The organism is Solimonas sp. K1W22B-7, assembly GCF_003428335.1.
Classification (GTDB): domain Bacteria; phylum Pseudomonadota; class Gammaproteobacteria; order Nevskiales; family Nevskiaceae; genus Solimonas_A.
Window position 1 is genome coordinate 2,891,748 of record NZ_CP031704.1, and the last position, 21,543, is coordinate 2,913,290.

The 21,543-nt window shown below is 65.6% G+C and carries 23 protein-coding genes; 6 read left to right on the plus strand and 17 right to left on the minus strand.

Translation table 11 applies throughout. The features are described 5' to 3' along the window. Positions 1-40: 40 nt before the first annotated feature. From ruvC to D0B54_RS13210, 12 genes are all read right to left on the minus strand, one after another. Positions 41-559 carry a crossover junction endodeoxyribonuclease RuvC gene (ruvC, locus tag D0B54_RS13155; RefSeq protein ID WP_117291770.1) on the minus strand — a complete coding sequence of 173 codons (519 nt, stop codon included), beginning with the start codon at positions 557-559 and terminating at the stop codon, positions 41-43. Continuing rightward, complete coding sequence (locus tag D0B54_RS13160) at positions 556-1,275, minus strand: YebC/PmpR family DNA-binding transcriptional regulator (protein ID WP_117291771.1); 720 nt, start codon at positions 1,273-1,275, stop codon at positions 556-558. The genes ruvC and D0B54_RS13160 overlap by 4 nt, the downstream gene beginning before the upstream one ends. Positions 1,276-1,292: 17 nt before the next feature. Next, entirely contained in the window at positions 1,293-1,868 is a 576-nt protein-coding gene (locus tag D0B54_RS13165) for a YfaZ family outer membrane protein (protein ID WP_162932401.1), read from the minus strand. Positions 1,869-1,900: 32 nt separating this feature from the next. After that, positions 1,901-3,343 carry a dihydrolipoyl dehydrogenase gene (gene lpdA / locus D0B54_RS13170; RefSeq protein WP_117291773.1) on the minus strand — a complete coding sequence of 481 codons (1,443 nt, stop codon included), beginning with the start codon at positions 3,341-3,343 and terminating at the stop codon, positions 1,901-1,903. A gap of 78 nt (positions 3,344-3,421) precedes the next feature. Continuing rightward, entirely contained in the window at positions 3,422-4,003 is a 582-nt protein-coding gene (locus D0B54_RS13175; protein ID WP_117291774.1) for a PqiC family protein, read from the minus strand. Beyond that, positions 4,000-5,652: a PqiB family protein gene (locus D0B54_RS13180; RefSeq protein WP_117291775.1), complete on the minus strand. Its 1,653-nt coding sequence runs from the start codon at positions 5,650-5,652 to the stop codon at positions 4,000-4,002. The genes D0B54_RS13175 and D0B54_RS13180 overlap by 4 nt, the downstream gene beginning before the upstream one ends. Then, entirely contained in the window at positions 5,645-6,274 is a 630-nt protein-coding gene (locus tag D0B54_RS13185) for a paraquat-inducible protein A (RefSeq protein WP_117291776.1), read from the minus strand. The genes D0B54_RS13180 and D0B54_RS13185 overlap by 8 nt, the downstream gene beginning before the upstream one ends. Next, complete coding sequence (locus D0B54_RS13190; RefSeq protein ID WP_117291777.1) at positions 6,271-6,909, minus strand: paraquat-inducible protein A; 639 nt, start codon at positions 6,907-6,909, stop codon at positions 6,271-6,273. Before D0B54_RS13190 ends, D0B54_RS13185 begins: the two co-directional genes overlap by 4 nt. Positions 6,910-7,046: 137 nt before the next feature. Then, on the minus strand, positions 7,047-7,913 hold the full coding sequence (locus D0B54_RS13195; RefSeq protein ID WP_117291778.1) for a metal-dependent hydrolase: 867 nt from the start codon (positions 7,911-7,913) through the stop codon (positions 7,047-7,049). Positions 7,914-8,163: 250 nt separating this feature from the next. After that, positions 8,164-8,877, minus strand: coding sequence for a hypothetical protein (locus D0B54_RS13200; protein ID WP_117291779.1), 714 nt, complete (start codon positions 8,875-8,877; stop codon positions 8,164-8,166). Between the two features lie 57 nt (positions 8,878-8,934). Then, positions 8,935-9,402 (minus strand): nuclear transport factor 2 family protein, encoded by a 468-nt coding sequence (locus tag D0B54_RS13205; protein ID WP_117291780.1) that lies wholly within the window; start codon positions 9,400-9,402, stop codon positions 8,935-8,937. Between the two features lie 73 nt (positions 9,403-9,475). Beyond that, complete coding sequence (locus D0B54_RS13210; RefSeq protein ID WP_117291781.1) at positions 9,476-10,288, minus strand: SDR family NAD(P)-dependent oxidoreductase; 813 nt, start codon at positions 10,286-10,288, stop codon at positions 9,476-9,478. 153 nt (positions 10,289-10,441) lie between these two features. Between D0B54_RS13210 and D0B54_RS13215 the strand changes: the two genes are divergently transcribed. Next, complete coding sequence (locus tag D0B54_RS13215; protein ID WP_117291782.1) at positions 10,442-11,362, plus strand: LysR family transcriptional regulator; 921 nt, start codon at positions 10,442-10,444, stop codon at positions 11,360-11,362. A 142-nt stretch (positions 11,363-11,504) separates the two neighbouring features. On the opposite strand, the gene D0B54_RS13220 is transcribed toward D0B54_RS13215, so the two are convergent. Continuing rightward, positions 11,505-12,071, minus strand: a complete 567-nt coding sequence (locus tag D0B54_RS13220; RefSeq protein WP_162932402.1) for a TetR/AcrR family transcriptional regulator — start codon at positions 12,069-12,071, stop codon at positions 11,505-11,507. Between the two features lie 122 nt (positions 12,072-12,193). Here D0B54_RS13220 and D0B54_RS13225 point away from each other — a divergent pair, with 122 nt between their 5' ends. The 5 genes from D0B54_RS13225 to D0B54_RS13245 all read left to right on the plus strand — a co-directional run bounded on the left by D0B54_RS13225 (position 12,194) and on the right by D0B54_RS13245 (position 15,544). Next, positions 12,194-12,919 (plus strand): HD domain-containing protein, encoded by a 726-nt coding sequence (locus D0B54_RS13225; RefSeq protein WP_205527116.1) that lies wholly within the window; start codon positions 12,194-12,196, stop codon positions 12,917-12,919. A gap of 113 nt (positions 12,920-13,032) precedes the next feature. Further along, positions 13,033-13,434 (plus strand): nuclear transport factor 2 family protein, encoded by a 402-nt coding sequence (locus tag D0B54_RS13230; RefSeq protein WP_117291784.1) that lies wholly within the window; start codon positions 13,033-13,035, stop codon positions 13,432-13,434. Positions 13,435-13,471: 37 nt separating this feature from the next. Further along, entirely contained in the window at positions 13,472-14,227 is a 756-nt protein-coding gene (locus tag D0B54_RS13235; RefSeq protein ID WP_117291785.1) for an SDR family oxidoreductase, read from the plus strand. A gap of 91 nt (positions 14,228-14,318) precedes the next feature. Further along, complete coding sequence (locus tag D0B54_RS13240) at positions 14,319-15,107, plus strand: enoyl-CoA hydratase/isomerase family protein (RefSeq protein ID WP_117291786.1); 789 nt, start codon at positions 14,319-14,321, stop codon at positions 15,105-15,107. Positions 15,108-15,145: 38 nt separating this feature from the next. Continuing rightward, positions 15,146-15,544 (plus strand): nuclear transport factor 2 family protein, encoded by a 399-nt coding sequence (locus tag D0B54_RS13245; RefSeq protein WP_117291787.1) that lies wholly within the window; start codon positions 15,146-15,148, stop codon positions 15,542-15,544. Between the two features lie 6 nt (positions 15,545-15,550). Here D0B54_RS13245 and D0B54_RS13250 read toward each other — a convergent pair whose 3' ends face one another. The 4 genes from D0B54_RS13250 to D0B54_RS13265 all read right to left on the minus strand — a co-directional run bounded on the left by D0B54_RS13250 (position 15,551) and on the right by D0B54_RS13265 (position 21,538). Next, positions 15,551-16,078 (minus strand): TetR/AcrR family transcriptional regulator, encoded by a 528-nt coding sequence (locus D0B54_RS13250; RefSeq protein ID WP_117291788.1) that lies wholly within the window; start codon positions 16,076-16,078, stop codon positions 15,551-15,553. A gap of 225 nt (positions 16,079-16,303) precedes the next feature. Continuing rightward, positions 16,304-17,353: an AraC family transcriptional regulator gene (locus tag D0B54_RS13255; RefSeq protein WP_162932403.1), complete on the minus strand. Its 1,050-nt coding sequence runs from the start codon at positions 17,351-17,353 to the stop codon at positions 16,304-16,306. An 83-nt stretch (positions 17,354-17,436) separates the two neighbouring features. Further along, positions 17,437-18,642, minus strand: a complete 1,206-nt coding sequence (odhB, locus tag D0B54_RS13260) for a 2-oxoglutarate dehydrogenase complex dihydrolipoyllysine-residue succinyltransferase (protein WP_117291790.1) — start codon at positions 18,640-18,642, stop codon at positions 17,437-17,439. Between the two features lie 46 nt (positions 18,643-18,688). After that, on the minus strand, positions 18,689-21,538 hold the full coding sequence (locus tag D0B54_RS13265) for a 2-oxoglutarate dehydrogenase E1 component (RefSeq protein ID WP_117291791.1): 2,850 nt from the start codon (positions 21,536-21,538) through the stop codon (positions 18,689-18,691). Positions 21,539-21,543: the final 5 nt, after the last annotated feature.

The window sequence follows — 21,543 nt, forward strand, 5'->3', positions numbered from 1 at the left end:
GCGTTCTTTGCGTTCATTTGCGGACTGATGCTTTTCGAACCTATCCCCAAGCCTTGTTCAGGGTGAGTCCACTGCGCATCTTAGTGGAACGCACGTGCGCATGGGTCAGCGCTACCGCGAGCGCGTCGGCGGCGTCGGCGGCCATCGCCACCTCGCGCACATTGAGCAGCACCTTGACCATGTGCTGCACCTGCAGCTTCTCGGCGCGGCCGTTGCCGACCAGCGCCAGCTTGACCTGGGCGGCGGCGTACTCGGCCAGCGGCAGGCCGGCCTGCGCCACGGCACAGATCGCGGCACCACGCGCCTGCCCCAGCACCAGGGCGCTGGCCATGTTCTTGCTGACGAACACTTCTTCCAGCGCCACTTCCTGCGGCTGGAACTCGGCGATCACCTCGCCCAGGCCCTGCAGGATCTTCAGCAGGCGCTGCGGCATCTCGCCGACCGTGGCATTGATGCGCCCGCAGGCCAGGTATCGGCTCTTGGAACCCGCAACCTCGATCACGCCGTAGCCGGTGTAGCGCGAGCCGGGATCGATGCCGAGGATGCGGGTACCGGTCACGCGAACTCGGCGTTCGAATAGACCTTCTGCACGTCGTCCAGATCCTCGAGCATGTCGATCAGCTTCTGCAGCGCCGCCGCCTGCTCGCCCGAGACCGCGCTGGTGTTGCCCGGCCGCATCGTGATGTCGGCCTGCACCGGCTTCAGGCCCTGCGCTTCCAGCGCCGCCTTGACCGCGACGAAGGACTCCGGCGCCACCAGCACCTCGGTGACCTCGTCGTGGTTGATCACGTCGTCGGCACCGGCCTCCAGGGCCTGCTCCAGGATCTTCTCCTCCAGCGCCGCGTCGCCGCCGCTCTCGAACAGGATCTGCCCGCTGCGGCTGAACTGGAAGGCCACCGAGCCGCTGGTGCCCATATGGCCGCCGCACTTGCTGAAGGCATGACGGACTTCGGCGACGGTGCGGGTCGGATTGTCGGTCATGCAGTCGACCATGATCGCGACGCCGCCGGGCCCGTAGCCCTCGTAGCGGATTTCCTCGAAGGCGTCGGCGTTGCCCTCGCCGGAGCCGCGCTTGATCGCGCGCTCGATCGTGTCCTTGGTCATGTTCGCGGTCAGCGCCTTGTCCATGGCGATGCGCAGCCGCGAATTGGCCTTGGGATCGACGCCGCCGGTACGCGCGGCGACGGTGATCTCGCGAATGAACTTGGTGAACAGCTTGCCGCGCGCCGCGTCGGTGGCGTTCTTGCGCGCTTCGATACTCGGGCCACGTCCCATGACTCGTTCGCGACCTCTTAGAAGTTGAGACGCAGGCCGAGGTGGAAGCCGTCGTCGGCCTCGATCTCGCCGTTGGGATCGATGTCGGCCTGGACCTGGCGCCAGCCGACGTAGACCGAGGCGTCCTTGATCACTTCATAGCCGACGCTGACGCCGATGTCGTAGTAGCTGTCGACATCGCCGAAGCTGGTCACTTCCGGAGCGCCGTAGGCGTAGGCGCCCAGGGCGATGCGGTCGTAGCCCGGGATGCGCACATCGACCTGGCCGCCCAGCGCGATCGCCGCGCCGTCGTCGTTCTCGCCGTCGATGTAGGCGGCGCGGATGCCCAGGCCGGCGACGACCTTGGCGTCACGGGCACCGGCGTCGCCGGTCAGCAGCACGCCGACATGCGGCACGAAGGCGTCGCCGCCGTCTTCCGAGCGCCACAGCGCCCCCAGGTCGTACTGGCCCTTGGCGCCGCCGAACACCGACGACAGGTCGCCGGTCAGGCCCACGCGCACCGCTTCCTCGCCGATGGCGGCGTCGAAACCCGCCGCGGCGGCCGGCAGGGTTGCCGCGGCCAGAACCAGACCGAATCCAATCTTTGCTTTCACCAGGTCGCTCCTCGATTTCTTGTGGCGCGCCATCAGGCGCGCTTGGGCTTGTTCACCGCGTGCACCGCACGGCCATCCACCAGCAGGATCGCGTCGTGGAAGGTCTCGGCCAGCGAGGGATGCGCATGCATGATCAGCGCGATGTCCTCGGTGGTGGCGGCGAACTCCATTGCGACCACCGCCTCGGCGATCAGTTCGGACACGAACGGGCCTACGGCGTGCACGCCGAGGATGCGGTCGGTCTTGGCGTCGGAGATCACCTTGATCGTGCCGGCGGCCTGCTCCATGGCCTTGGCGCGGCCGCTGGACATGAAGGAACCGCTGCCGGTCTTGACCTCGTGGCCGGCCGCCTTGGCCTGCTCTTCGGACAGGCCCACCCAGGCGATCTCGGGCGCGGTGTAGACCACGCTCGGCACCACGTTGTAGTTGACCTGGGTGTGGTGGCCGGCGAGCTGCTCGGCCAGGGCCACGCCCTCTTCGATGCCCTTGTGCGCCAGCATGGCACCGCCGATGACGTCACCCACGGCATAGATGCCGGGGACGCTGGTCTTGTAGTGCGGGTCCACCTGCACGAAGCCGCGGTCGGTCAGCTTGACGCCGACGCCGTCGGCATTGAGGCCGGTGGTGTTCGGGCGGCGGCCGACGGCGACGATCAGCTTGTCGAATTCTTCGCTCAGGGTCTTGCCATCCTGCTCGAACTCGACGGTCACGCCCTTCTTGCCGGCCTTGGCGCCGGACACCTTGGCGCCGAAGCGGATGTCCAGGCCCTGCTTGGTCAGGTGGCGCAGAGCCTCCTTGGAGATCGCCGCGTCGACCATCGGCAGGAAGCCCGGCAGGGCCTCCAGGATGGTGACCTTGGCGCCCAGGCGCGACCAGACGCTGCCCAGTTCCACGCCGATCACGCCGGCGCCGATCACGCCGAGGCGGGCCGGCACCTCGGTGAAGTCCAGCGCTCCCCAGGAATCCACGATGCGCTCGCCGTCGAAGGCGGCGATCTTGCTGAGGTTGACCGGCTCGGAGCCGGTGGCGATGACGATGTGCTTGGCGCTCAGCACCTCGGTCTTGCCGTCGTGCGACTTGTACTCGACCTGGCCGTTGCCCAGCAGCTTGCCGGTGCCGAACAGGCCGGTGACCTTGGCCGAGGCGAACAGCTGCTTGATGCCGCCGGTGAGGGCCTTGGAGACCTCGGTCTTGCGTGCCTGCATCTTCGCCAGGTCGACCTTGACGTCGCCGACGCCGATGCCGTGCTTGGCGAACTCGTGCTGGGCGCGGTGCACCAGCTCCGAGGACTCCAGCAGGGCCTTGGAGGGGATGCAGCCGGCGTTGAGGCAGGTGCCGCCGAAGGCCGGCGTGCTGTCCTTGTTGACCCAGGCGTCGATGCAGGCGGTCTTGAAACCGAGCTGGGAGGCGCGGATCGCGCAGGGGTAACCGGCGGGGCCGCCGCCAATGACAACGACGTCGTATTGTTCGCTCATGTTCTTTTCCTTGAGGGCATCGCTATTTTAGCGCGCCGCGTGTGCAGCGCGGCCACCCTGTTTTGAATTAGGCGCGATTCAGCCCGGGCAGCCCGGCGCGGCGCCCGGCGCCAGCGCGGCGGCCACCTGCGCCGCCAGCCGGCGCAGCAGGCGCTGGTGTCCGGCCACCAGTTCGGCCGCCTCGCCCCCCACCGGCTCCTGCCCGGCAAAGGCACAGGTCAGGGCGGCGGCCTTGCCGCCGGCACCGCCGCGCAGGCTCCAGACCGCCTCCCAGCGCACGGCACGGCCGGGAACCGTCTCGAAAGCCTGCACGTCCAGCTTGAACCTCTGCGGCGTTGCATCCGCCGGCGCCGGCAGGGCATGCACGTCGCGGATGCCCTGCACGGCCAGGGCCGCCACCAGGGCGCCGCGGATCTCGGTATCCAGGGGCGCCGCCCACTGCTGCTGCTCCAGCAGCACCAGGCGCTCGTCGCCCTGGCGCACCACCAGCAGCGGCGTATCCACCTGCGCCGGCACCGACACCGGCAGCACGTCGATCCAGCGCGAGGCCGGCACGGCGGCAGCGGCCTGCGGCGCGGCCAGGGTGTAGTAGCGCAGCGGCGCGGCCGAGGCGCAGGCCGCCAGCAGCAGGACCGACAGCAACAATACGCAGTTCTTCATGGCTTGCGGGACTCCAGTCCCTCTTCGGGCAGGGGCGACAGGCGCAGCAGCAGCGGATCGTCCGGCTTGCCGCGCAGCAGCGATTGCGGGTGGCGCTGCAGCCCCTCGGTCAGCGACCGCAGCGAGCGCGCCGCCCGGTCCACCGACTCCAGGGTGCCGCGCAGGTCCTGCTGCAACGGCGCATCGCTGGCCAGGGCCTGCTCGGCGGTACCCAGCGTCTGGCGCGCCTGCTCCAGCGTCTGCTGCATCTCCGGGGCCACCTTGCCGTCCAGCGTCTTCAGCAACTGGTCGGCATCGCGCAGGCTGTCGCGCAGCTGCGCGCCGATCTCGTCGAAGGGAATCTTCTCGACCTTGTCGACGATGCTGGCGATCTGCGACTGGATCTGGTCGAAGCTGCCCGGCACGGTCGGCATGGTCAGTGCCCCGACCTGCGCAGGCGCCAGCGTCGATTCGACCTTGGGCACGAATTCCAGGGCCACATACTGCTGTCCGGTCAGCAGGTTGCCGCTGCGCAGCTGCGCGCGCATGCCCTGGGCGATCAGCCGCTCGAACACGCGGCGCGGCGCCTCATCGGCCTGCCTGGCCTGGGCACGCAGCGCGAGATAGGCGTTGCCGAGCCGCTCCGGGTAGATCACCGCGGCGACGTCGGCCGCGAAGCGCTGGCGCGAAGCGTCGTACTCGAAATCGATCGCCGTCACCTCGCCCAGCTGCAGGCCGTGGAAATCCACCGGTCCGCCCACGGCCAGCCCGCGCACCGACTGGTAGAAGCGCAGACGCAGGCGCAGCTGCACCTTGTCCTGCGGCGCCATCGCCGCGGCCACGTCGTTGTACAGGCGGAAGCGCGTGCCCTGGGCGGCGGGCTGGGCGCCGTTGTCGATGCTCTGGAAGGCAACGCCGCCGGCCAGCACGCTGACCAGGGACTGGGTGTTGAGCTTGAAACCCTGGGCCCCGACGCTGACGTCCACGCCGCTGGCATTCCAGAAGCGGCTGGCAGGCGTCACGAAACGGTCGTAGGGGGCATCGACGAAGGCCTGCAGGCTGACGCCGCGGCCATCCTTGTCCAGTTCGTAGCCGACGATGCGTCCCACCGGCACGCGGCGGTAGTACAGCGGCGAACCCAGGTTGAGCGAGCCGAGATCGTCGGCCAGCAGCCTGAACCCGCGGCCGACGCGGTCGTTGGTCACCGCCGGTGGCACCTCCAGACCCTGGAAGAGGCGCTGGCTGGTCTGGGACTGGCCGATGTCCACACCGATATAGGCACCCGACAGCAACGTGCCCAGGCCCGAAACACCGCCCAGGTCGGCACGTGGACGTACCACCCAGAAACGCGAATCGGCCACGGCGACGCGCGCGGCGTCCTTGTTCAGTTCCACCTTGACCTTGACGCTCGAGAAGTTCTTGCTGAGGTCGATCGTGCGCACCTTGCCGATCACCACGTCCTTGAAGCGCAGCTGGGTCTTGCCCTCCTCCAGTCCCTCCGCGCTCTTGAACTGGAGGGTGATCACCGGGCCGGCCTGGGTCCAGGCGCGGACCAGCAGGCCCAGGCCGATCAGGGCCGCGACCAGCGGCACCAGCCAGACCAGCGAGAACTGCCAGCGGGGAGGCTTGCGCACCTGCGGTTCGGGCAGGCCTTCGTCGGATTCAGTCATGGCGTGCGGGAGTATCCCAGATCAGGCGGGGGTCGAAACTAAGGGAGGCCATCATCGTCAGCAGCACCACGGCACCGAAACAGATCGCCCCGCCGCCGGCCTCGACGCGGCCGAACAGATCGAAGCGGACCAGGGCCACCAGCAAGGCGACGACGAAGACGTCGAGCATCGACCAGTGGCCGATGCGCTCGATGATGCGATACAGCCGTGTACGGCCGGCGCGGTCACGATCGCTGCCCCGTCGCACGCTGAGCAGCAGGATCAGCAGGGCGATGAACTTGCCGATCGGCACCATCACGCTGGCCACGAACACGATCACCGCCAGCTCCGGGGTGCCGGCCACCCAGAGATAGACGACGCCACTGATGATCGTGTCGTCGGTGGAATTGAAGGGATTGATGGTGCGCATCATCGTCAACGTGTTGGCCGGGATGTACAGGATCATCGCCGCGATCAGGAAAGCCCAGCAGCGTTCCAGGCTCTGCGGCTTGCGCCGGTGCAAGGCCGCGCCGCAGCGCCCGCAGTCGCCGGCAGGGGCCGGCGACGGGCGCTCGACCACGTGGCCGCAGCGGTGACAGCCGATCAGTCCGCGCTCGGCGGCCGTCACGATCCCTGCGCTCATGCCGGCTCCCGCGCAACGGGGCCGCCGTCGCCGTCGAGGCGTTCGGCGATGTCCCACAGGTCCTGCAGATCGTAGGAGGTGAGCGCGGCCAAAAGCAGCGTCAGCACCGCGAAGCTCCACAGGCCGATGCCCGGAATCACGGTCATCACGCCCTGCAGCTTCACGATGGCGACCAGGATGCCGAGCATGAACACCTCGGCCATGCTCCAGGGCTGCATCAGCGACAAGGCATGCATGGCCTGGCGGAATTCGCCGGGGCGGCGCCCGCCATGCAGGCCCAGCAGCACGTAGGCGAACAGCAGTATCTGCGCCAGCGGGAAGAAGAACACCAGCAGGGCGGCAATGAAGGCCACCGGCGCCACCCCGGATTCCCAGGTGGCGATCACCGCTCCCCAGATCGTGGCGGCGTTGTACGCCCCCTGCGCATCAAGGGCGATGATGGGATAGACGTTGGCGAGCAGGAAGGCGATGGCCGTGGTCAGCGTCAGCGCCAGCAGCATCTCCACATCGAAACGGTGATGCCGGTAGAGCTGGTGGCCACAGCGCACGCAGTCCGCGACCTCACCCGGCTGCAGCTCGCGCCGGGCATGGACCGCATCGCATTGCTCGCATACCACCCACCGGTCGACGCTCATCCAGGTATCGGATTCCTGACGGCTTTTTATGCCGCAAGTCTAGCCGAGATTGCCCCCGGGGTGACTCGCCGCCCCCGCCCTCTCCTGCCAGGGACCGGAGGAAATCCGCTGGCAGGAGATGAACGGGAAAGCGATGTTCAGGCCGGAACGCCCAAAGCAACCACGTCGCCGGCAGCGATCGCGTCGCCACTCTGATCGTAGGCCTGCGTCCAGCGCCGGTAGATCTCCATGTCGCCGTGCTTCCAGGGATGGAAGCCGGGCATGAAGTACATCAGGAAGTGCGGCAACAGGCGCGGGTAGAGACCGCCCGGCCCGTAAAGCCACCAGAGGCCGCGCAGCCACACGGTCGGCCGGTTCTTCACGCCGTCGATCTTGAACATGTGCGCCATGATCACGAACACGTGCAGCGGGAAGGTCAGCGCCACCTGCAGCATCGACAGCACGCGCACCAGCCAGCTGCCCTTGGCCACCTTCTTGAAGACGTCGTAGGCCACCGCCTTGTGCTCGATCTCCTCGACCGCATGCCAGGCGTACATCGCACGGATGCGCGGATCGGCGTCCTTCATCAGTCCGGCGGAGAAGAAGCCATGCGCCATCAGCGCGGTCATGTGCTCCGCCGCCGCGGTCTGGCCCAGGGTATAGACCGCCGGCAGCCGCTTGCGGAAGAAGCCGAACATGACGCGCTTCTGCTCGTCGAGGATGTGATCCACGGCGATGCCCTGCGCCTTCAGGCGGTCGTTGAACTGGGTGTGCACCATGCCGTGCTGGCCTTCCTGGTACATGAAGTCCTTGACCTGGACCTTCAGCTCCGGGTCCGTCACCTGGTCGCGGTAGTCGCGCACGCAGGCGATGAAGAACTTCTCGCCCTCGGGAAACAGCAGGGACATGGCGTCGAAGAATCGCGTCTTGAAGGCATCGCCGCCGAACCAGTACCGGGGGATGTCTCCGTCCAGCCCGAAATCCGGGCCCTTGCGGGGCACGATGGCTTGGGTCGCTCCGTCCATTTGTTTTGGCCTCCTCAGAATGTTGATCCGACTCTAGGAGCCGGGAGGAGGCCTGACTATGACCCTGAACGACCGGTAGGGAACATTTTGCGACAGATCGCCGGGGCTTTCGACGAGTCCTGCCTATCGGTTGGCTGATGCTGGGCGAACCCGATCAACTGCGGCGTAGGCGGTCTGCGGCTGCCGCTCCCACGAGCATCGAACCGAGCAACAGCAGCGCCGCGGCGTACCCCAGGACAGCGCGATGTGGTCAAATAAACCGCACTTGCGATATATCGATCGAGACCAGTAGCGGTTCCCCCACCTTTCGCATGGCATCGTCGTGGGCATAGACGCGCCGCCGGGTCGGCACCTTTATGCCGTCGAAATTCCGGTACTCGCTCGCGTAATTTGAACCACGAGCCCCGCCAAGAACGTCGACGGTGTAGTCGTGACGGCGAATCAGGCCGTCGGGACCGAAGCGGGTCACCTGCGTGCGCGTGTGGCTGATGATCGTGTCAGGGAACGTCACACGAAGGCTGCGCCAGACCTCGCCCCCCTCCTCCCAAGGTTCAATTTCCTCGACCGTGAAGCCAGGGGCGGCGTAGAGGAACGGCTGGCTCAGGTAGGTCCATAGCGCTTGGCTGTTGAAGTAGCCAGCGTGCAAGGCATCCCACGAGGTGGCCTGCGTGTGCCCGGCAAAGGCTCCAGCCCCATCATCGCGGTGCTGAAGCGAGCGCCCAGAGGCATCTTCGGTCCAGACCCGTTCGGGTGTGAACACGAGCCGGCCTTCGCCGAACGGTGCAAGCGACAGCCGCTGCCGCCGTGTTTCGGCCACCACGAGTTTGTCTCGGAAGATCCCAGGGAGCTGTTTCATGTCCCAGAGCGCCCCTCCAACAGAAAGGTCGGCTTCAATGGTTCGGATGGAATTCCAGCGATCGAAGCCGCCATGGGCCTCGATCGCCAGAGCAAGAAGGTCATTCATGGCCTTTGCGTCCTTCTGGGTGGCGGTGGCGACTCTACGGACGAAAGTCGGCTGCTTTCAGCGCGAGCCAGCGTTCGCTACCGGCTGCAACGGACTCCAGGGGGCATCAGCTGGCAGGTCCGGCACGCCCTGCGGAAAGACCGCTCGGGCGATCTCGACGGCGTTCACGGATTCCCGCAGTAGCTTGATGTACCCGTCTTCGGCGACCAGACGCCCCATGAAGAGATGTCGCACGGCACGTCCTGTCGGGACGGAGGTCGCGGCGAATCCATACTCTGCAAAGACCTGATCGGCGGCTTCGATCAAGATTGCCGGGCGTTCGAACGCGAGGTTCGGGTAGAGGCTGCGCACGAGTCCGAAGAACTCGGCAATTGCCACACGGCCTTCATATCGCCCAGGCCAGCCGAAGCTTGTGAGGTAGGGCATTTCGAACGCGCCATCCTCCGCAAACAGTGCCGCAGAAGCGGCAGGGTCCACGAAGGAGGTGGAGAGCAACTCGTTCAGGAGGTCTTTGGGGGATTTCATGTGAGAGATTCCTCGATTCTGGGAAAGGAGCCAGGCGGTCGGAGATCCCTCCGCGGCCGCCCAGCAATCTTCGTTACGCGGCGCCTTGCGCTGTCACGGTGTAGCGCTCTGCGGGCGTCTCGCGCGAGAGATTGGGCATCAGCCTCTGGCGGGCGCCCTCATAGGCGTCCCAGTCGGCGATGTCCGGCAGCGACGGGACGGTTGCGAACTCGCCCAGCGCCAGGCCGGCCAGCGAAGCATCGACCATGGCCGCAGCGCCCATGACGATGCCCTTCGGCAGGTACTGGATCGGCGTCCCCGACAGCTCCCACAGGTCGGTTGCGGTGGCCCCCGGCAGGACCGCCTGAACGCGGACCCCCTTGTCGGCAAGCTCGTGGCGCAGCGACTGGCTGAAGGCGAGCACGTACGCCTTGCTGCCGCCGTAGACGCCGTTCATCAGCTCGGGGGCGACCGCCACGATCGAGGAGATGTTGATGATCGTGCCGCCGCCACGGGCGACGAAGCGCGGCACCGCCGCATAGGTCAGTCGGGTCAGCGCGGTGACGTTCAGGCCGATCAGGGCTTCCATCTTGTCGATGTCGGCATCGAGCAGCTTGGCCGTCGCGCCCACCCCGGCGTTGTTGACCAGCAGGGTGACGCTGGCATCGGTACGCAGCAGTTCCTCTACGCGAGCGAGGTCAGCGCGGTCCGCCAGATCGGCGGTGACGACCTGGACGGAGCGGCCGGTTTCCTGGCCGATGCGGTTGGCGAGGTCGTCGAGTCTGGCGCGATTGCGCGCCACGATCACGAGGTCATAGCCCTGGCGGGCGAGACGATCGGCATAGAGCGCGCCGATTCCGGTCGATGCGCCGGTGACGACGGCGGTGCCTTTGCTTTGCTGTGTCATTGTCCATCTCCATTCGGTAGGCCGACGTTTTGTCGGCGACGGAATGAAGATGAGCTTTCCGCGGCTGGCCCGGTAGACAGTGCTTCTCACTAGGTTTTATGCGTATCCTGCATGAATCCTGGCGCCCGCACCGTCGGAGGATTTTCGCGCTTTATGGCAACCATAAACTCCAGCAGTCTCAAGGACATATTCGCCTTGAGGCTTTACTCCCGGGTTGCAAGGCTCGGCAGTTTTTCGGCAGCGGCGCGCGAATGTGGGCTGTCGCAGCCACAGGTCTCGCGCATCGTCGCCGACCTGGAGGCAGATCTTGGGAGGCGTCTGCTCACCCGCACGACGCGCGCCGTCGTACCAACCGAAGGCGGCAGCGAATTTCTCGCCAGGATCGAACCGATCCTCGCAGCCCTGGACGAAGCCGAGTACAGCATCCGCGAAGGCGGAGAACTTCGTGGCGTGGTGCGGCTCAGCATGCCTACCAGTGTCGGCGTACGTGAAGTGATCCCGCGTCTCGCGTCCTTCACCGCAAAGCATCCCCGACTACGTATGCATTTCCTGCTCGAGGATCGCCGGCAGGATCTCGTGCGCGATGCTGTCGACGTCGCCATTCGCCTCGGGCGTCAAAGCGACTCCAGCGCAACCGCCAGGTTGATGACGACGGTCCCGCGAGTCATCGCGGCCTCTCCGGTGTATCTCGAACGATACGGCGTGCCGGAGACGCCCGGCGACTTGTCCGCGCATCGAATCGTGGGCGGTCCGGCTTCGGCGGTCCCGAGCGCATGGACGTTCGAACGTGACGGGGAGAAGCTGTCCGTTGATCTGCAGCCGCACTTCTCCACCAACGAAAACTCAGGTGCAGTCGCCGCCGCCACTGCGGGCATCGGGATCACCTCGACAACCCTGTGGGCATGCCGGCGCGAGTTGACGGACGGATCGCTGATCCGGCTGTTTCCGGAATGGAAGACCGTTGACATCCCAGTGTATGCCTACTTTCCGATGGGTCGCGCCACGAGGGCGGCCGGTCGCGCAGTGATCGAATATCTCGCCGCGGATTTTCGCCGTGAGGACTCGCAGAACTGAGGGCATCCTGTCCAGGAAAGCCGAACCGTCGCGGGCGGCTCGCGGTGGCAGTCCCCGCTAGAGACTACAGAGGGCGCCACAGTCGGCCAAACTACTTCCCGCTCCGACGAACCCGGGCACGCCGCGGACTCCCACCACTCTTCTAGGACGTTACCTTGGCGGGGCCTACTTTGTTGCCGAAGATGGCCGCGACCGAATCGCGCGCAAACTTTCGAAGATGCGCTTCGGTGTCTCCGGCGCGCGCCCTCACCGCCAGGCTGTGCAGCAGGCCCTGCGCGATCGAGGCGAGCGCGCGAGAACTGGTGCCTTCCGGCAGTTGCCCGGCCTTGCGCGCAGATTCGATGCGCGCTTCAAGGAAGCCGTCCAGTCCCTGGATCAAGCCGCTGAGGTCCGACCGGATCTCCGGATGTCGCGACGCCTCGGCAGGAGCGGTGCAAAACACCAGGCAGCCGGGCGCCTCCGGGTCCTCCATGTAGACGCGGATGATCTGGCTGTAGAAAGCCAATAGCGCATCCTGGATCGAGTCCCCGCCCATCAGCGCGGCGCCGGCATCGCTGCGCATCTTTTCCGCGAAGCGGGCGAACGCACGGCGGTAGATCGACAGCTTGTTCCCGAAGGCGTTGTAGAGGCTCGGGCGATTCAACCCCGTCACCGACACCAGGTCGTCCAGCGACGTGGCGCTGAAACCATTGGACCAGAAGAGGCGCATCGCGGCTTCCAGGGCAGCGTCTTCGTCGAACTCCCGCGGGCGACCTCTTGGCATATTTGTACCATCTTGCATATATATCGGGCAGGGAATATTATGCCATTCAGTACATTATTAGGCCAGTCATGGAACTGACGAAATCCAAGCCGTCACCCTCGCGCGGTTGGCTGCTCTGCCAGTTCATCGCCCGCGACCTCCGTGAGGTCCGCTCGAACGCCATCAGGGCCCTCAAGCGGCAGGAGGTGCCGTTCGTTGCCAGGGCCGAATACGGAATGCCGGATTCCCAAGCGTGTCGGAAAGCGTTGGAACTGGTGACCCGGGTCAGCCCTGCCTTCCTGCTCGACCACTGCCTGAGATCGCATGCGTTTGCCGTTGCGATGGCGCACATGGTGCCCAGGAAGATCGATCGCGAAGTCCTGTTTCTCGGCTGCGTCATGCATGACCTCGGCCTGACCCAGGAACACGATCACGGCGATACATTCGAACTCGACGGTGCCCGAGACGCGCGGTCACATTGCCTGCGGCATGGCATCTCGGCTGAAAGATCGGATCTGGTTCACGAGATGATCGCGCTCCACAACTCTGTGGGTATTGCCCACAAGCGCGAGCCCGAGATCGCTCTCATCCACTTCGGCGCCGGCACAGATGTTCTGGGATTCGGGGTGAAAGACATCCATAGCCGGACCATGCAAGAGATCCTGGCGGAGTATCCCCGCATTGGATTCGGTGAAGCCATGGCAAGGCTGGTTGGAGATCAGATGCAGCGGAAACCCAGGAGCTATATGACCAGTATGGTGGCCCTCGGATTCCTCAACCGTCTCCGGAAGGCTCGGCTGCCGGGCGAGAGCTGAGATCGCTTCGGCGGCATGGGGCCCGCCATGGGATTTCTTGTGATCCAAGACGACCGGTCGTATTATCGACCGACACACAGCTTCTACCGTTCAGGCCCGGCAAGGGAGTCAGGATGAGCACGAACACTGCGCAATCGAACAAGGCCATCGTTCTCAGGGCGCTCGATACGCTCTTCAACCGGCGCGACTACACCGCCGCGGCGGAGTTCTGGTCACCGGACTATCTTCAGCACAGTGCACATATCGGCCCAGGTCGGGATGGCCTGTTCGATCTCGTGCGCAGTCTCCCTCCATCCTCGCGATGGGAGCACGGGCCCGTCGTCGCCGAAGGCGACTACGTGATGGTTCACAGCCGGTATAGCGGGAGCGGTGCCCCCAGGGCGCTGATCGCGATCGACATCGTGAGGCTGGAAAACGGACGCCTCGTCGAGCACTGGGACGTGTGGGAGAACGAGGCCGCGGCAAGCGAATCCAGGAGCGGCTTGCCGATGTTCGGAGCAGCCTTCCCCGATTGAGCCCCTCGGGGGCATTTCCTTTCACTTGGAGATCAGCATGAAGCTCACAGGCAATACGATTCTCGTCACCGGCGGCGGCTCGGGTATTGGCCGCGGACTCGCCGAGGAACTCCACAAGCTGGGAAACAAGGTGATCATTGCCGGGCGGCGTAGTTCTCAGCTCGACAGTGTCGTCAAGGCAAACCCGGGCATGGAGTCCGTGGAGCTCGACGTAGCGGACGCTACCGGAATCCAGGAGGTCTCAAGGCAGCTGGTGCAGGCCTATCCGTCGCTCAATGTCCTGATCAACAACGCCGGGATCATGCTGTTCGACAACGCCGCCAAGGCGCTGGACGAGAACACCACGATGAGCCAGATCGAGACGAACCTGCTCGGATCGATCCGACTGACGTCGGCACTGATCGAGCACCTCAAGACGCAGCCTGCCTCCTGGGTGATCTACAACTCCTCGTGCCTGGCGTTCACTCCCCTCGCCCAGTTCGCCATCTACTCGGCGACCAAGGCATTCCTGCACTCCTACGCGATGTCCCAACGGTTCATGCTCCGCAAGACTTCGGTCAAGGTCCAGGAGATCGCTCCGCCGTGGGTCGGCACGGATCTCCTCGGCAACCCTTCGGATTCGCGGGCAATGCCGCTCGACCAGTTCATCGCCGGTACGATGAAGGCTCTGGGTACGGAGTCCGAAGAAGTCCTGGTCGACGAGGCCCGGCTTTTCCGGAACAACGTGGGCCCGTCCGAGTACAAATTCCTGAACGAGGTGAATGCTTCCCTGGAGGCGACGCTGACCCCCTAGCGGGAGGGAAGCTGCACGATTTCCATCTTGTCGATGAGACTGCTGATCGCGGTTTCAGGACAGCAAGAGCCAAGCAGTGCCAGGAGCGGATATGTCCAGTGAACCAATCAGGTTGAGTATCGATGCGGGGGTGGCTGAATTGACTCTGGCCAATCCAGACATGAACCGGCTCAATCGCGCGGTTCTGGACGGGCTCCGCTCCGTTCTTCCGCGCCTGCGGGAGCCTGACGTTCGGGCTGTCCTGCTGACGGGTGAGGGGGCGGTATTTTCATACGGTGCCGACGTGAAGGAGTTGTTTGCGGAAACGCCGCGTGCAGACTTGCATCGCCTGCTGGGCGAGTACATCGGCTTCATCTCGGAAATGGAAGCCCTGCCGAAGCCAACGATCGCGGCCGTCCACGGTGCATGCTCGTCCGGAGGCCTGGAGTTGGCGTTGGGGTTCGACCATCTATGGGCGGCCGCGGGTACAAAGATCGGCTTCATGGAAGCTTCTCTCGGTATTCCGCCACTGGCTGGCGGCGTCCAGCGCATTGCTGCGAGAGCAGGGAGCGCCAGGGCATTGGAGATCGCAGGGGCGGCGCGTCTGTACGACGCTGAAACCTTTGAACGGTGGAACATCGTCAACCGGGTCACCGCCGCTGAAGCACTCCATTCGGAGGCACGCGCCTTCGCCGCGAGATTGGCTTCGGGGCCAACCCGCGCGTACGCGGCCATCAAGGCCATGCTCAGACGCTATGAAGAGAGCGGGGTCCGTGCTGCGGATCAGATCACGCTCCCGACCGTCATGCCGCTGATCGACAGCAACGACGCCAGGGAGTCGGTGTCGGCGCTCCTGAAGGGTGGGCCCAAGGCCCTTCCGATCCGGTTCACCGGCAGCTGATCTGCCATATCCGGAAACATTGACGAAGGAGGTTTGTCATGGCGTCATCAAACGAAACCGAGCGCAACAAGGCACTGGTTCTGGCGGGTATCAAGGGTGTTTTCATCGATCGCGATCCGACCGTTCTCGATCGCCTCTTCAGCGACGACTATCGGCAGCACAACCCGTCGATCGCCAACGGGACGGCAGCGATCAAGGCGATACTGCAGGTGCTGTCGCCCGACTTCAGCTACGAACCTGGTCTCGTGATGGCCGACGGCGACTTCGTCATGATTCACGGGCGCTACGTGGGGTGGGGTCCGAAGCCCATGGTGGGCGTCGATATTTTTCGAGTCTCGAACGGCAAGATCGCCGAGCACTGGGATGTCCTGCAGGAGGAAGTCCCGGCGGCGCAAAGCGCGAACGGAAACAGCATGTTTACTGGCCGGCAGGTCTGACGGGAGTCAGGCCAGGATGCTCATGAACACGATCTTGACGAAGGTTTTCAAGGCACGCGGATTCTGTTCCACGCGCGCTCGCAGGATGGCACCCTCATAGGAGTCGACCAGGAACGCGGCCAGGTCGTCGGCCTTGAGGTCCCCTCGGATCGCGCCTTGCTTCTGCCCGTCCGCGATAGCGGATGAGATTTGCCTGCCCCAGGTGTCCAGGACACCACTGAGGCTTGCCCTGATCAGTGGAGTGTCATCGGACACCTCGGCCATGAACTTTCCGACGAGGCAGCCGTCGTTGCATCGGGAGAAGTATTCGTTGAGGGCCGCGAAGTGCTTCTTGAGCCGGGTCAGCCCGGGAACCTTGGAGTCGCTCAGGATGCTCCGGTCGGTACTGCCTTTCCCGTACTCGGTCACCAGGTCCGCGGCCAGGGCTTCCTTGCTCTTGAAGTGATTGTAGAAAGAACCCTTTGGAATCCCGGCCGCCTGCGTGATGTCCTGGACGCTGCAGCCGTTGTAGCCGCGTTCCGTGAAGAGTTTCATGCCGGCTTCAAAGGCGGCATCGCGTGAGTTTGAGCGGGCCAAGGGATCCTGCGACAGCCTTTTCGGCGGTGTTCTGTGGCCAACTAGGCCGGATGGCCTGGATTCTCCCGAATATCAGCTTCATTTAAAAGCCCGGTCCTCCAGATGTGAGGAGTTCGGCGCACCCAGTTGGAGGGCCAGCGGCCGCCCCAAAAGATCGCGGGCAAGCCCGCTCCCACCCCAGCACTACAAGGGCGGCTTGCCGCCCCCGCGCTTCCGGAACTCGCTAGGCGACGCCCCCGCCCAGCGGGTGAACGCCCGGGTGAAGCTGCGCCGGTCGGAGAATCCCAGACGCTCGCTGATCGTCTCCAGGTCCAGCGCCGGATCCTGCAGGTCCTTGAGCGCCCGCCGGTAGCGCACCCGCCCCTGCAGGTCGGCGAAGGCCTCGCCTTCCTCGTGCAGGCGCCGCTGGAGGGTCCGCGGGTGCAGGTCCAGGCGCTGGGCGACGCGTTCGATGCCTTGCCCCAGCAGCCGCGGTTCCTGGTCGAACACGGCCTCCACGGCCGCGATCAGGCCGCTGCGCCGCGGCATGCGCGCCAGGCGCTGGCTGACGCGCTGCTCGGCCTGGCCGTGCAGGGATGGAAAACCGCCGGCCAGGGGGGCGTCGAGCCGGTTGCGCGGAAACTCCAGCGCATTGACCGGCTGCGAGAACCGCACCGGCAGCTGGAAGTAGCGCGCGTAGACCGCCGCATGCGGCGGCTCCGGGAAGCGCAGCCGCAACACGGCTTCGGCCTCGAGATCGGCGGCCATGCTGCGGCCGAACTTGATGATGGCGGCGAACAGCGATTCGACGAAGTAGGCACCGATGCGACCCGCCGGCTCCACCGGGTCCTGGTCCCGCAGCAGCAGCAGGCGCGCGATGTCGCCCTCCTCTTCCAGGCGCACGTCGATCATCGGGTTGATCAGCTCGCGCACCCAGTCGAACACCCGCACCGCCTCGCGCAGCGTCGGCGCGGTGGCCAGGAAGGTGGCGATGTCCGGCAGGTAGTCGAAAGCGAAAGTTTCGCCCAGGATGAAGGGAAAATGCTGGTCGCGCGAACGCGCCACGCAGGCCTCCATCGCCTGCCCCAGCAGCGGCAGGCTGATGGTGGCCTCTTCCAGGTTGACCAGGTTGGTCTGGATACCCAACTCGTCGAAGATCGGGCGAATGTTGAAGCCGCAGTGCGCCGCCGCGTTGACCCAGTTGGGCAGCGTGATGAAGGGAACGGGAGTGTTGTGCAGTGGCGGCTGACTCATGCCTGCCGAGTATGCCGCAGGCCCCGCAAAAACGAATCGGGCCCCGTGATGGGGCCCGATGTCGGTACAGCCAACCCGCTTTTTTACAGCTGCAGCAGGATCTTGGCCGGATCCTCCAGGCATTCCTTGATCGTGCGCAGGCCCAGCACGGCTTCCTTGCCGTCGATGACGCGGTGATCGTAGGACAGCGCCAGGTACATCATCGGGCGGATCACGATCTCGCCGTTGACCACCATCGGGCGCTCGGTGATGCCGTGCATGCCCAGGATCGCCGACTGCGGGGGGTTGAGGATCGGCGTCGACATCATCGAGCCGAACACGCCGCCATTGGTGATCGAGAAAGTACCTCCCGTGAGGTCTTCCATGGTCAGCTTGTTGGCCTTGGCGCGGTTGCCGAAGTCACCGATCGCCTTCTCGATTTCCGCCATCGAATGCTGGTCGGCATCGCGCAGGATCGGCACCACCAGGCCACGCTCGGAGGACACAGCCACGCCGATGTCGTAATAGCCGTGGTAGATGACGTCCTGGCCGTCGACCGAGGCGTTCAGCACCGGGTACTTCTTCAGCGCTTCGATCGCCGCCTTGATGAAGAAACTCATGAAGCCGAGCTTGACGCCGTGGGACTTCTCGAAGGGGTCCTTGTAGCGGGCGCGCAGTTCCGACACCGCCTTGAGGTCCACCTCGTTGAAGGTGGTCAGCATCGCGGTGCTGTTCTTGGCTTCCAGCAGGCGCTCGGCGATGCGCTGGCGGATGCGCGTCATCGGCACGCGCTGCTCCTCGCGGGCGCCGGCAACGCGCGGCAACGGCGCGGCGGCGGGCGCGGCAGCCTTCGGCGCGGCCGGCGCCGGCTTGGCGGCATGGGCCTTCACATCTTCCACGGTCAGGCGACCACCCTTGCCGCTGCCACTGATCTGCGAGGCCGACAGGCCCAGCTCCGACAGCAGCTTGCGCACGGCGGGCGACTGGTCTTCGTTGCCGGCGGCCGGAGCGGCCGCGGCCGTCGCAGCGGCGGGCTTGGCCGCCTCGGCCCTGGCGGCCGGAGCGGCGGCGGCACCTTCCTCGAGAATGCCGAGCACGTCGCCGGCCTGCACGGTGGCACCCGGCTGCACGCGGATTTCGGTGATCACGCCGTCGGCGGTGGCGGGCACTTCCAGCACGACCTTGTCGGTTTCCAGGTCAACGAGGTTCTGCTCGCGCTTGACCGCGTCGCCGGCCTTCAGGTGCCAGGTGGCGACGGTAGCGGAGGAGACCGATTCGGGCAGGTTGGGGACTTTGATTTCAATGGCCATTGTTCTTTGTTCCTGGAGCTGGTTCTGTTCGTTCTGTTCTGGTGGCTCAGGCCAACTTGCCGGCGGTGAGCGCCGCCTTGACCAGTTCTTCCTGTTCCTTCTGGTGCACCTTCAGGTAGCCCACCGCCGTGCTCGAGGAGCCCATGCGGGTGACATAGTGGAGACGGTGCTGCGCCTGCATGCTGGCGCCGAGACGGTGCTTGATCTGGTACCAGGCACCCTGGTTCTCCGGCTCTTCCTGGCACCAGACGATGTCCTTGGCGCCCGGGTAGGCCGCCAGTACCGCCTCGAAGGCCTGGCGCGGGAAGGGATAGATCTGCTCGAGGCGCACCAGCGCCACGTTGAACAACTGTTCCTTTTCGCGCGCCTGGTACAGGTCGAAGTAGACCTTGCCCGAGCAGAACACCACGCGCGTGACCTTGCTGGCATCCAGCTTCTCGGTCTCCGGGATGATGGTCTGGAAGCGGCCCTTGGTCAGATCGTCCAGCGTCGACACCGACAGCGGGTGGCGCAGCAGGCTCTTGGGCGTCATCACGATCAGCGGCAGGCGGTAGTTGCGCTTCATCTGCCGGCGCAGCATGTGGAACATCTGCGCGGGCGTGGACGGCACGCAGACCTGCTGGTTGTTTTCGGCGCAGAGCTGCAGCCAGCGCTCCAGGCGGCCGGAGGAGTGCTCCGGGCCCTGGCCTTCGTAGCCATGCGGCAGGAACACCGTCAGGCCGCAGAGGCGCGCCCACTTGGAGAAGCCCGAGGCGATGAACTGGTCGAACATCACCTGCGCACCGTTGGCGAAGTCGCCGAACTGCGCTTCCCAGATCACCAGGGTTTCCGGGTCGGTGGTGGCGTAGCCGTACTCGTAACCCAGCACGCCCACTTCCGACAGCAGCGTGTCGTTGACCACGAAGCGGTACTTCTCCGGCGTCAGCTGCGCCAGCGGCGTGAGGCGCTCGCCGTTCTTGTAGTCGTGCACCGTCACGTGGCGGTGGAAGAAGGTGCCACGGCGCGCGTCCTGGCCGCTGAGGCGCACGTCGAAGCCCTCGTTGGCCAGCGTGGCGTAGGCCATGGTCTCGGCGAAGCCCCAGTCCATCGGCAGCTCGCCGGCGGCCATGCGCGCGCGGTCCTCGTAGATCTTCTGCACGCGCGGATGCAGCGTGAAGCCCTTGGGCAGCGCCAGCAGCTTGCCCGACAGGGTCTGCAGCTGGTCGCGCGTGACCGAGGTATCGGTCGGCGTGTCCCAGCCGCCCTCGCGGTACTTGGTCCAGTTGACGGTGTGCTTGTTGCCGACCAGGCCCAGGGTGATACGGGCAGGGTTTTCACCCTTGTCCATGCCATCGCGGTAGGCCTTGGTCATGCTCTCCGCGTCGCCGCGCACGATCGCGCCTTCCTCTTCCAGCTTGCGCGCGTACAGCGTCATCGTGGTCGGGTGCTTCTTGACCGCCTCGTACATCATCGGGCTGGTCACGGAGGGCTCGTCGGCCTCGTTGTGGCCCCAGCGGCGATAGCAGCAGATGTCGACGATGACGTCCTTGTGGAACTCGTTGCGGAAGTCCATCGCCAGGCGCGTCACGAAGACCACCGCCTCGGGATCGTCGCCGTTCACATGGAACACCGGCGCTTCGAGCATCTTGGCCAGGTCCGTGCAGTAGCGCGAGGTGCGCGCCTCGCGGCCCGGAATGGCCTCGATCGGGTTCGGGGTGGTGAAGCCGATCTGGTTGTTGACGATCACGTGCAGCGTGCCGCCGGTGCTGTAGCCGGCGGCATGCGACAGCTGCATGGTTTCCATCACCACGCCCTGGCCGGCGAAAGCGGCGTCGCCGTGGATCAGGATCGGCACCACGCGCGAGCCGGTTTCGTCGCCACGCGCGATCTGGCGCGCCTTGACGCTGCCCTCGACCACCGGATTGACGATCTCCAGATGCGAGGGGTTGAAGGCCAGCACCAGGTGCAGGCGCTTGCCGGCCACCTCGACGTCGGTCGAGAAGCCCATGTGGTACTTGACGTCACCGGCGCGGCTGAGCGACTCGGCGGAGTACTTGCCTTCGAACTCGGCGAACAGGTCGGCGGGCGACTTGCCCAGCAGGTTGACCAGCACGTTGAGGCGGCCGCGGTGGGCCATGCCGATGACCACTTCCTCGACGTCGCGCGCGGCGCAGCCGTGCAGCACCTCGTCCAGCGCCGGGATCAGCGAGTCGCCGCCTTCCAGCGAGAAGCGCTTCTGGCCGACGTACTTGTTGTGCAGGTAGCGCTCCAGACCCTCGGCCGCGACCAGCTGCTGGAACACTTCCTTCTTGCGCGCCGGCGTCAGCTTGGGCTGGAACGCGACGGTCTCGAGGCGCTGCTGGATCCAGCGCTTCTGCGCCGTCTCCGTGATGTACATGTACTCGGTGCCGATGGTGTCGGTGTAGACCGCCTTGAGCACCTTGATGATGTCCTTCAGCGGCAGGCGGTCGGGGCCCGCCATCGAGCCGGTGTTGAACACCGTGTCGAAGTCCTCGGAGCCCAGGCCGTGAAAGGCCGGATCGAGATCGCGCACCGCTTCCACCGGGGCCAGGCCCAGCGGATCGAGCTTGGCCACCTGGTGGCCGCGCACGCGGTAGTAGTTGATCAGGCGCAGCACGCCGGCCTGCTTTTCCGCGGCACGGGCGTCGAAACCCGCCTCGGCAGCGGCGACACGGCGCGGCTCGCGCGCCATGCGCTCGAAGCGCGCCAGCACCTCGCTGTGCGCAACCTCGCGCGGAGCGCTCTGGTCCTGCACGTTGCGGAAGTAGGCCCTCCAGCCCGGATCGACCGAATCCGGGTCCTCGAGGAACTGCTCGTAGTACGCCTCGATATAGGGCGCGTTGGCACCCTGTATGGAGGAAGAATCGATGAAAGTCTGATACTTGCTTGTGGCCATATCCT

What these genes read in the sequence shown, in the direction of transcription:
- lpdA (WP_117291773.1), bottom strand. Translation starts at nt 3,343, where the DNA reads ATGAGCGAACAATACGACGTCGTTGTCATTGGCGGCGGCCCCGCCGGT.
- D0B54_RS13230 (WP_117291784.1), top strand. Translation starts at nt 13,033, where the DNA reads ATGAGCACGAACACTGCGCAATCGAACAAGGCCATCGTTCTCAGGGCG.
- odhB (WP_117291790.1), bottom strand. Translation starts at nt 18,642, where the DNA reads ATGGCCATTGAAATCAAAGTCCCCAACCTGCCCGAATCGGTCTCCTCC.
- D0B54_RS13200 (WP_117291779.1), bottom strand. Translation starts at nt 8,877, where the DNA reads ATGAATGACCTTCTTGCTCTGGCGATCGAGGCCCATGGCGGCTTCGAT.
- D0B54_RS13175 (WP_117291774.1), bottom strand. Translation starts at nt 4,003, where the DNA reads ATGAAGAACTGCGTATTGTTGCTGTCGGTCCTGCTGCTGGCGGCCTGC.
- D0B54_RS13245 (WP_117291787.1), top strand. Translation starts at nt 15,146, where the DNA reads ATGGCGTCATCAAACGAAACCGAGCGCAACAAGGCACTGGTTCTGGCG.
- D0B54_RS13185 (WP_117291776.1), bottom strand. Translation starts at nt 6,274, where the DNA reads ATGAGCGCAGGGATCGTGACGGCCGCCGAGCGCGGACTGATCGGCTGT.
- D0B54_RS13205 (WP_117291780.1), bottom strand. Translation starts at nt 9,402, where the DNA reads ATGAAATCCCCCAAAGACCTCCTGAACGAGTTGCTCTCCACCTCCTTC.
- D0B54_RS13195 (WP_117291778.1), bottom strand. Translation starts at nt 7,913, where the DNA reads ATGGACGGAGCGACCCAAGCCATCGTGCCCCGCAAGGGCCCGGATTTC.
- D0B54_RS13215 (WP_117291782.1), top strand. Translation starts at nt 10,442, where the DNA reads ATGGCAACCATAAACTCCAGCAGTCTCAAGGACATATTCGCCTTGAGG.
- D0B54_RS13220 (WP_162932402.1), bottom strand. Translation starts at nt 12,071, where the DNA reads ATGCGCCTCTTCTGGTCCAATGGTTTCAGCGCCACGTCGCTGGACGAC.
- D0B54_RS13225 (WP_205527116.1), top strand. Translation starts at nt 12,194, where the DNA reads ATGGAACTGACGAAATCCAAGCCGTCACCCTCGCGCGGTTGGCTGCTC.
- D0B54_RS13255 (WP_162932403.1), bottom strand. Translation starts at nt 17,353, where the DNA reads ATGAGTCAGCCGCCACTGCACAACACTCCCGTTCCCTTCATCACGCTG.
- D0B54_RS13210 (WP_117291781.1), bottom strand. Translation starts at nt 10,288, where the DNA reads ATGACACAGCAAAGCAAAGGCACCGCCGTCGTCACCGGCGCATCGACC.
- D0B54_RS13250 (WP_117291788.1), bottom strand. Translation starts at nt 16,078, where the DNA reads ATGAAACTCTTCACGGAACGCGGCTACAACGGCTGCAGCGTCCAGGAC.
- D0B54_RS13190 (WP_117291777.1), bottom strand. Translation starts at nt 6,909, where the DNA reads ATGAGCGTCGACCGGTGGGTGGTATGCGAGCAATGCGATGCGGTCCAT.
- D0B54_RS13180 (WP_117291775.1), bottom strand. Translation starts at nt 5,652, where the DNA reads ATGACTGAATCCGACGAAGGCCTGCCCGAACCGCAGGTGCGCAAGCCT.
- D0B54_RS13160 (WP_117291771.1), bottom strand. Translation starts at nt 1,275, where the DNA reads ATGGGACGTGGCCCGAGTATCGAAGCGCGCAAGAACGCCACCGACGCG.
- D0B54_RS13240 (WP_117291786.1), top strand. Translation starts at nt 14,319, where the DNA reads ATGTCCAGTGAACCAATCAGGTTGAGTATCGATGCGGGGGTGGCTGAA.
- D0B54_RS13265 (WP_117291791.1), bottom strand. Translation starts at nt 21,538, where the DNA reads ATGGCCACAAGCAAGTATCAGACTTTCATCGATTCTTCCTCCATACAG.
- D0B54_RS13235 (WP_117291785.1), top strand. Translation starts at nt 13,472, where the DNA reads ATGAAGCTCACAGGCAATACGATTCTCGTCACCGGCGGCGGCTCGGGT.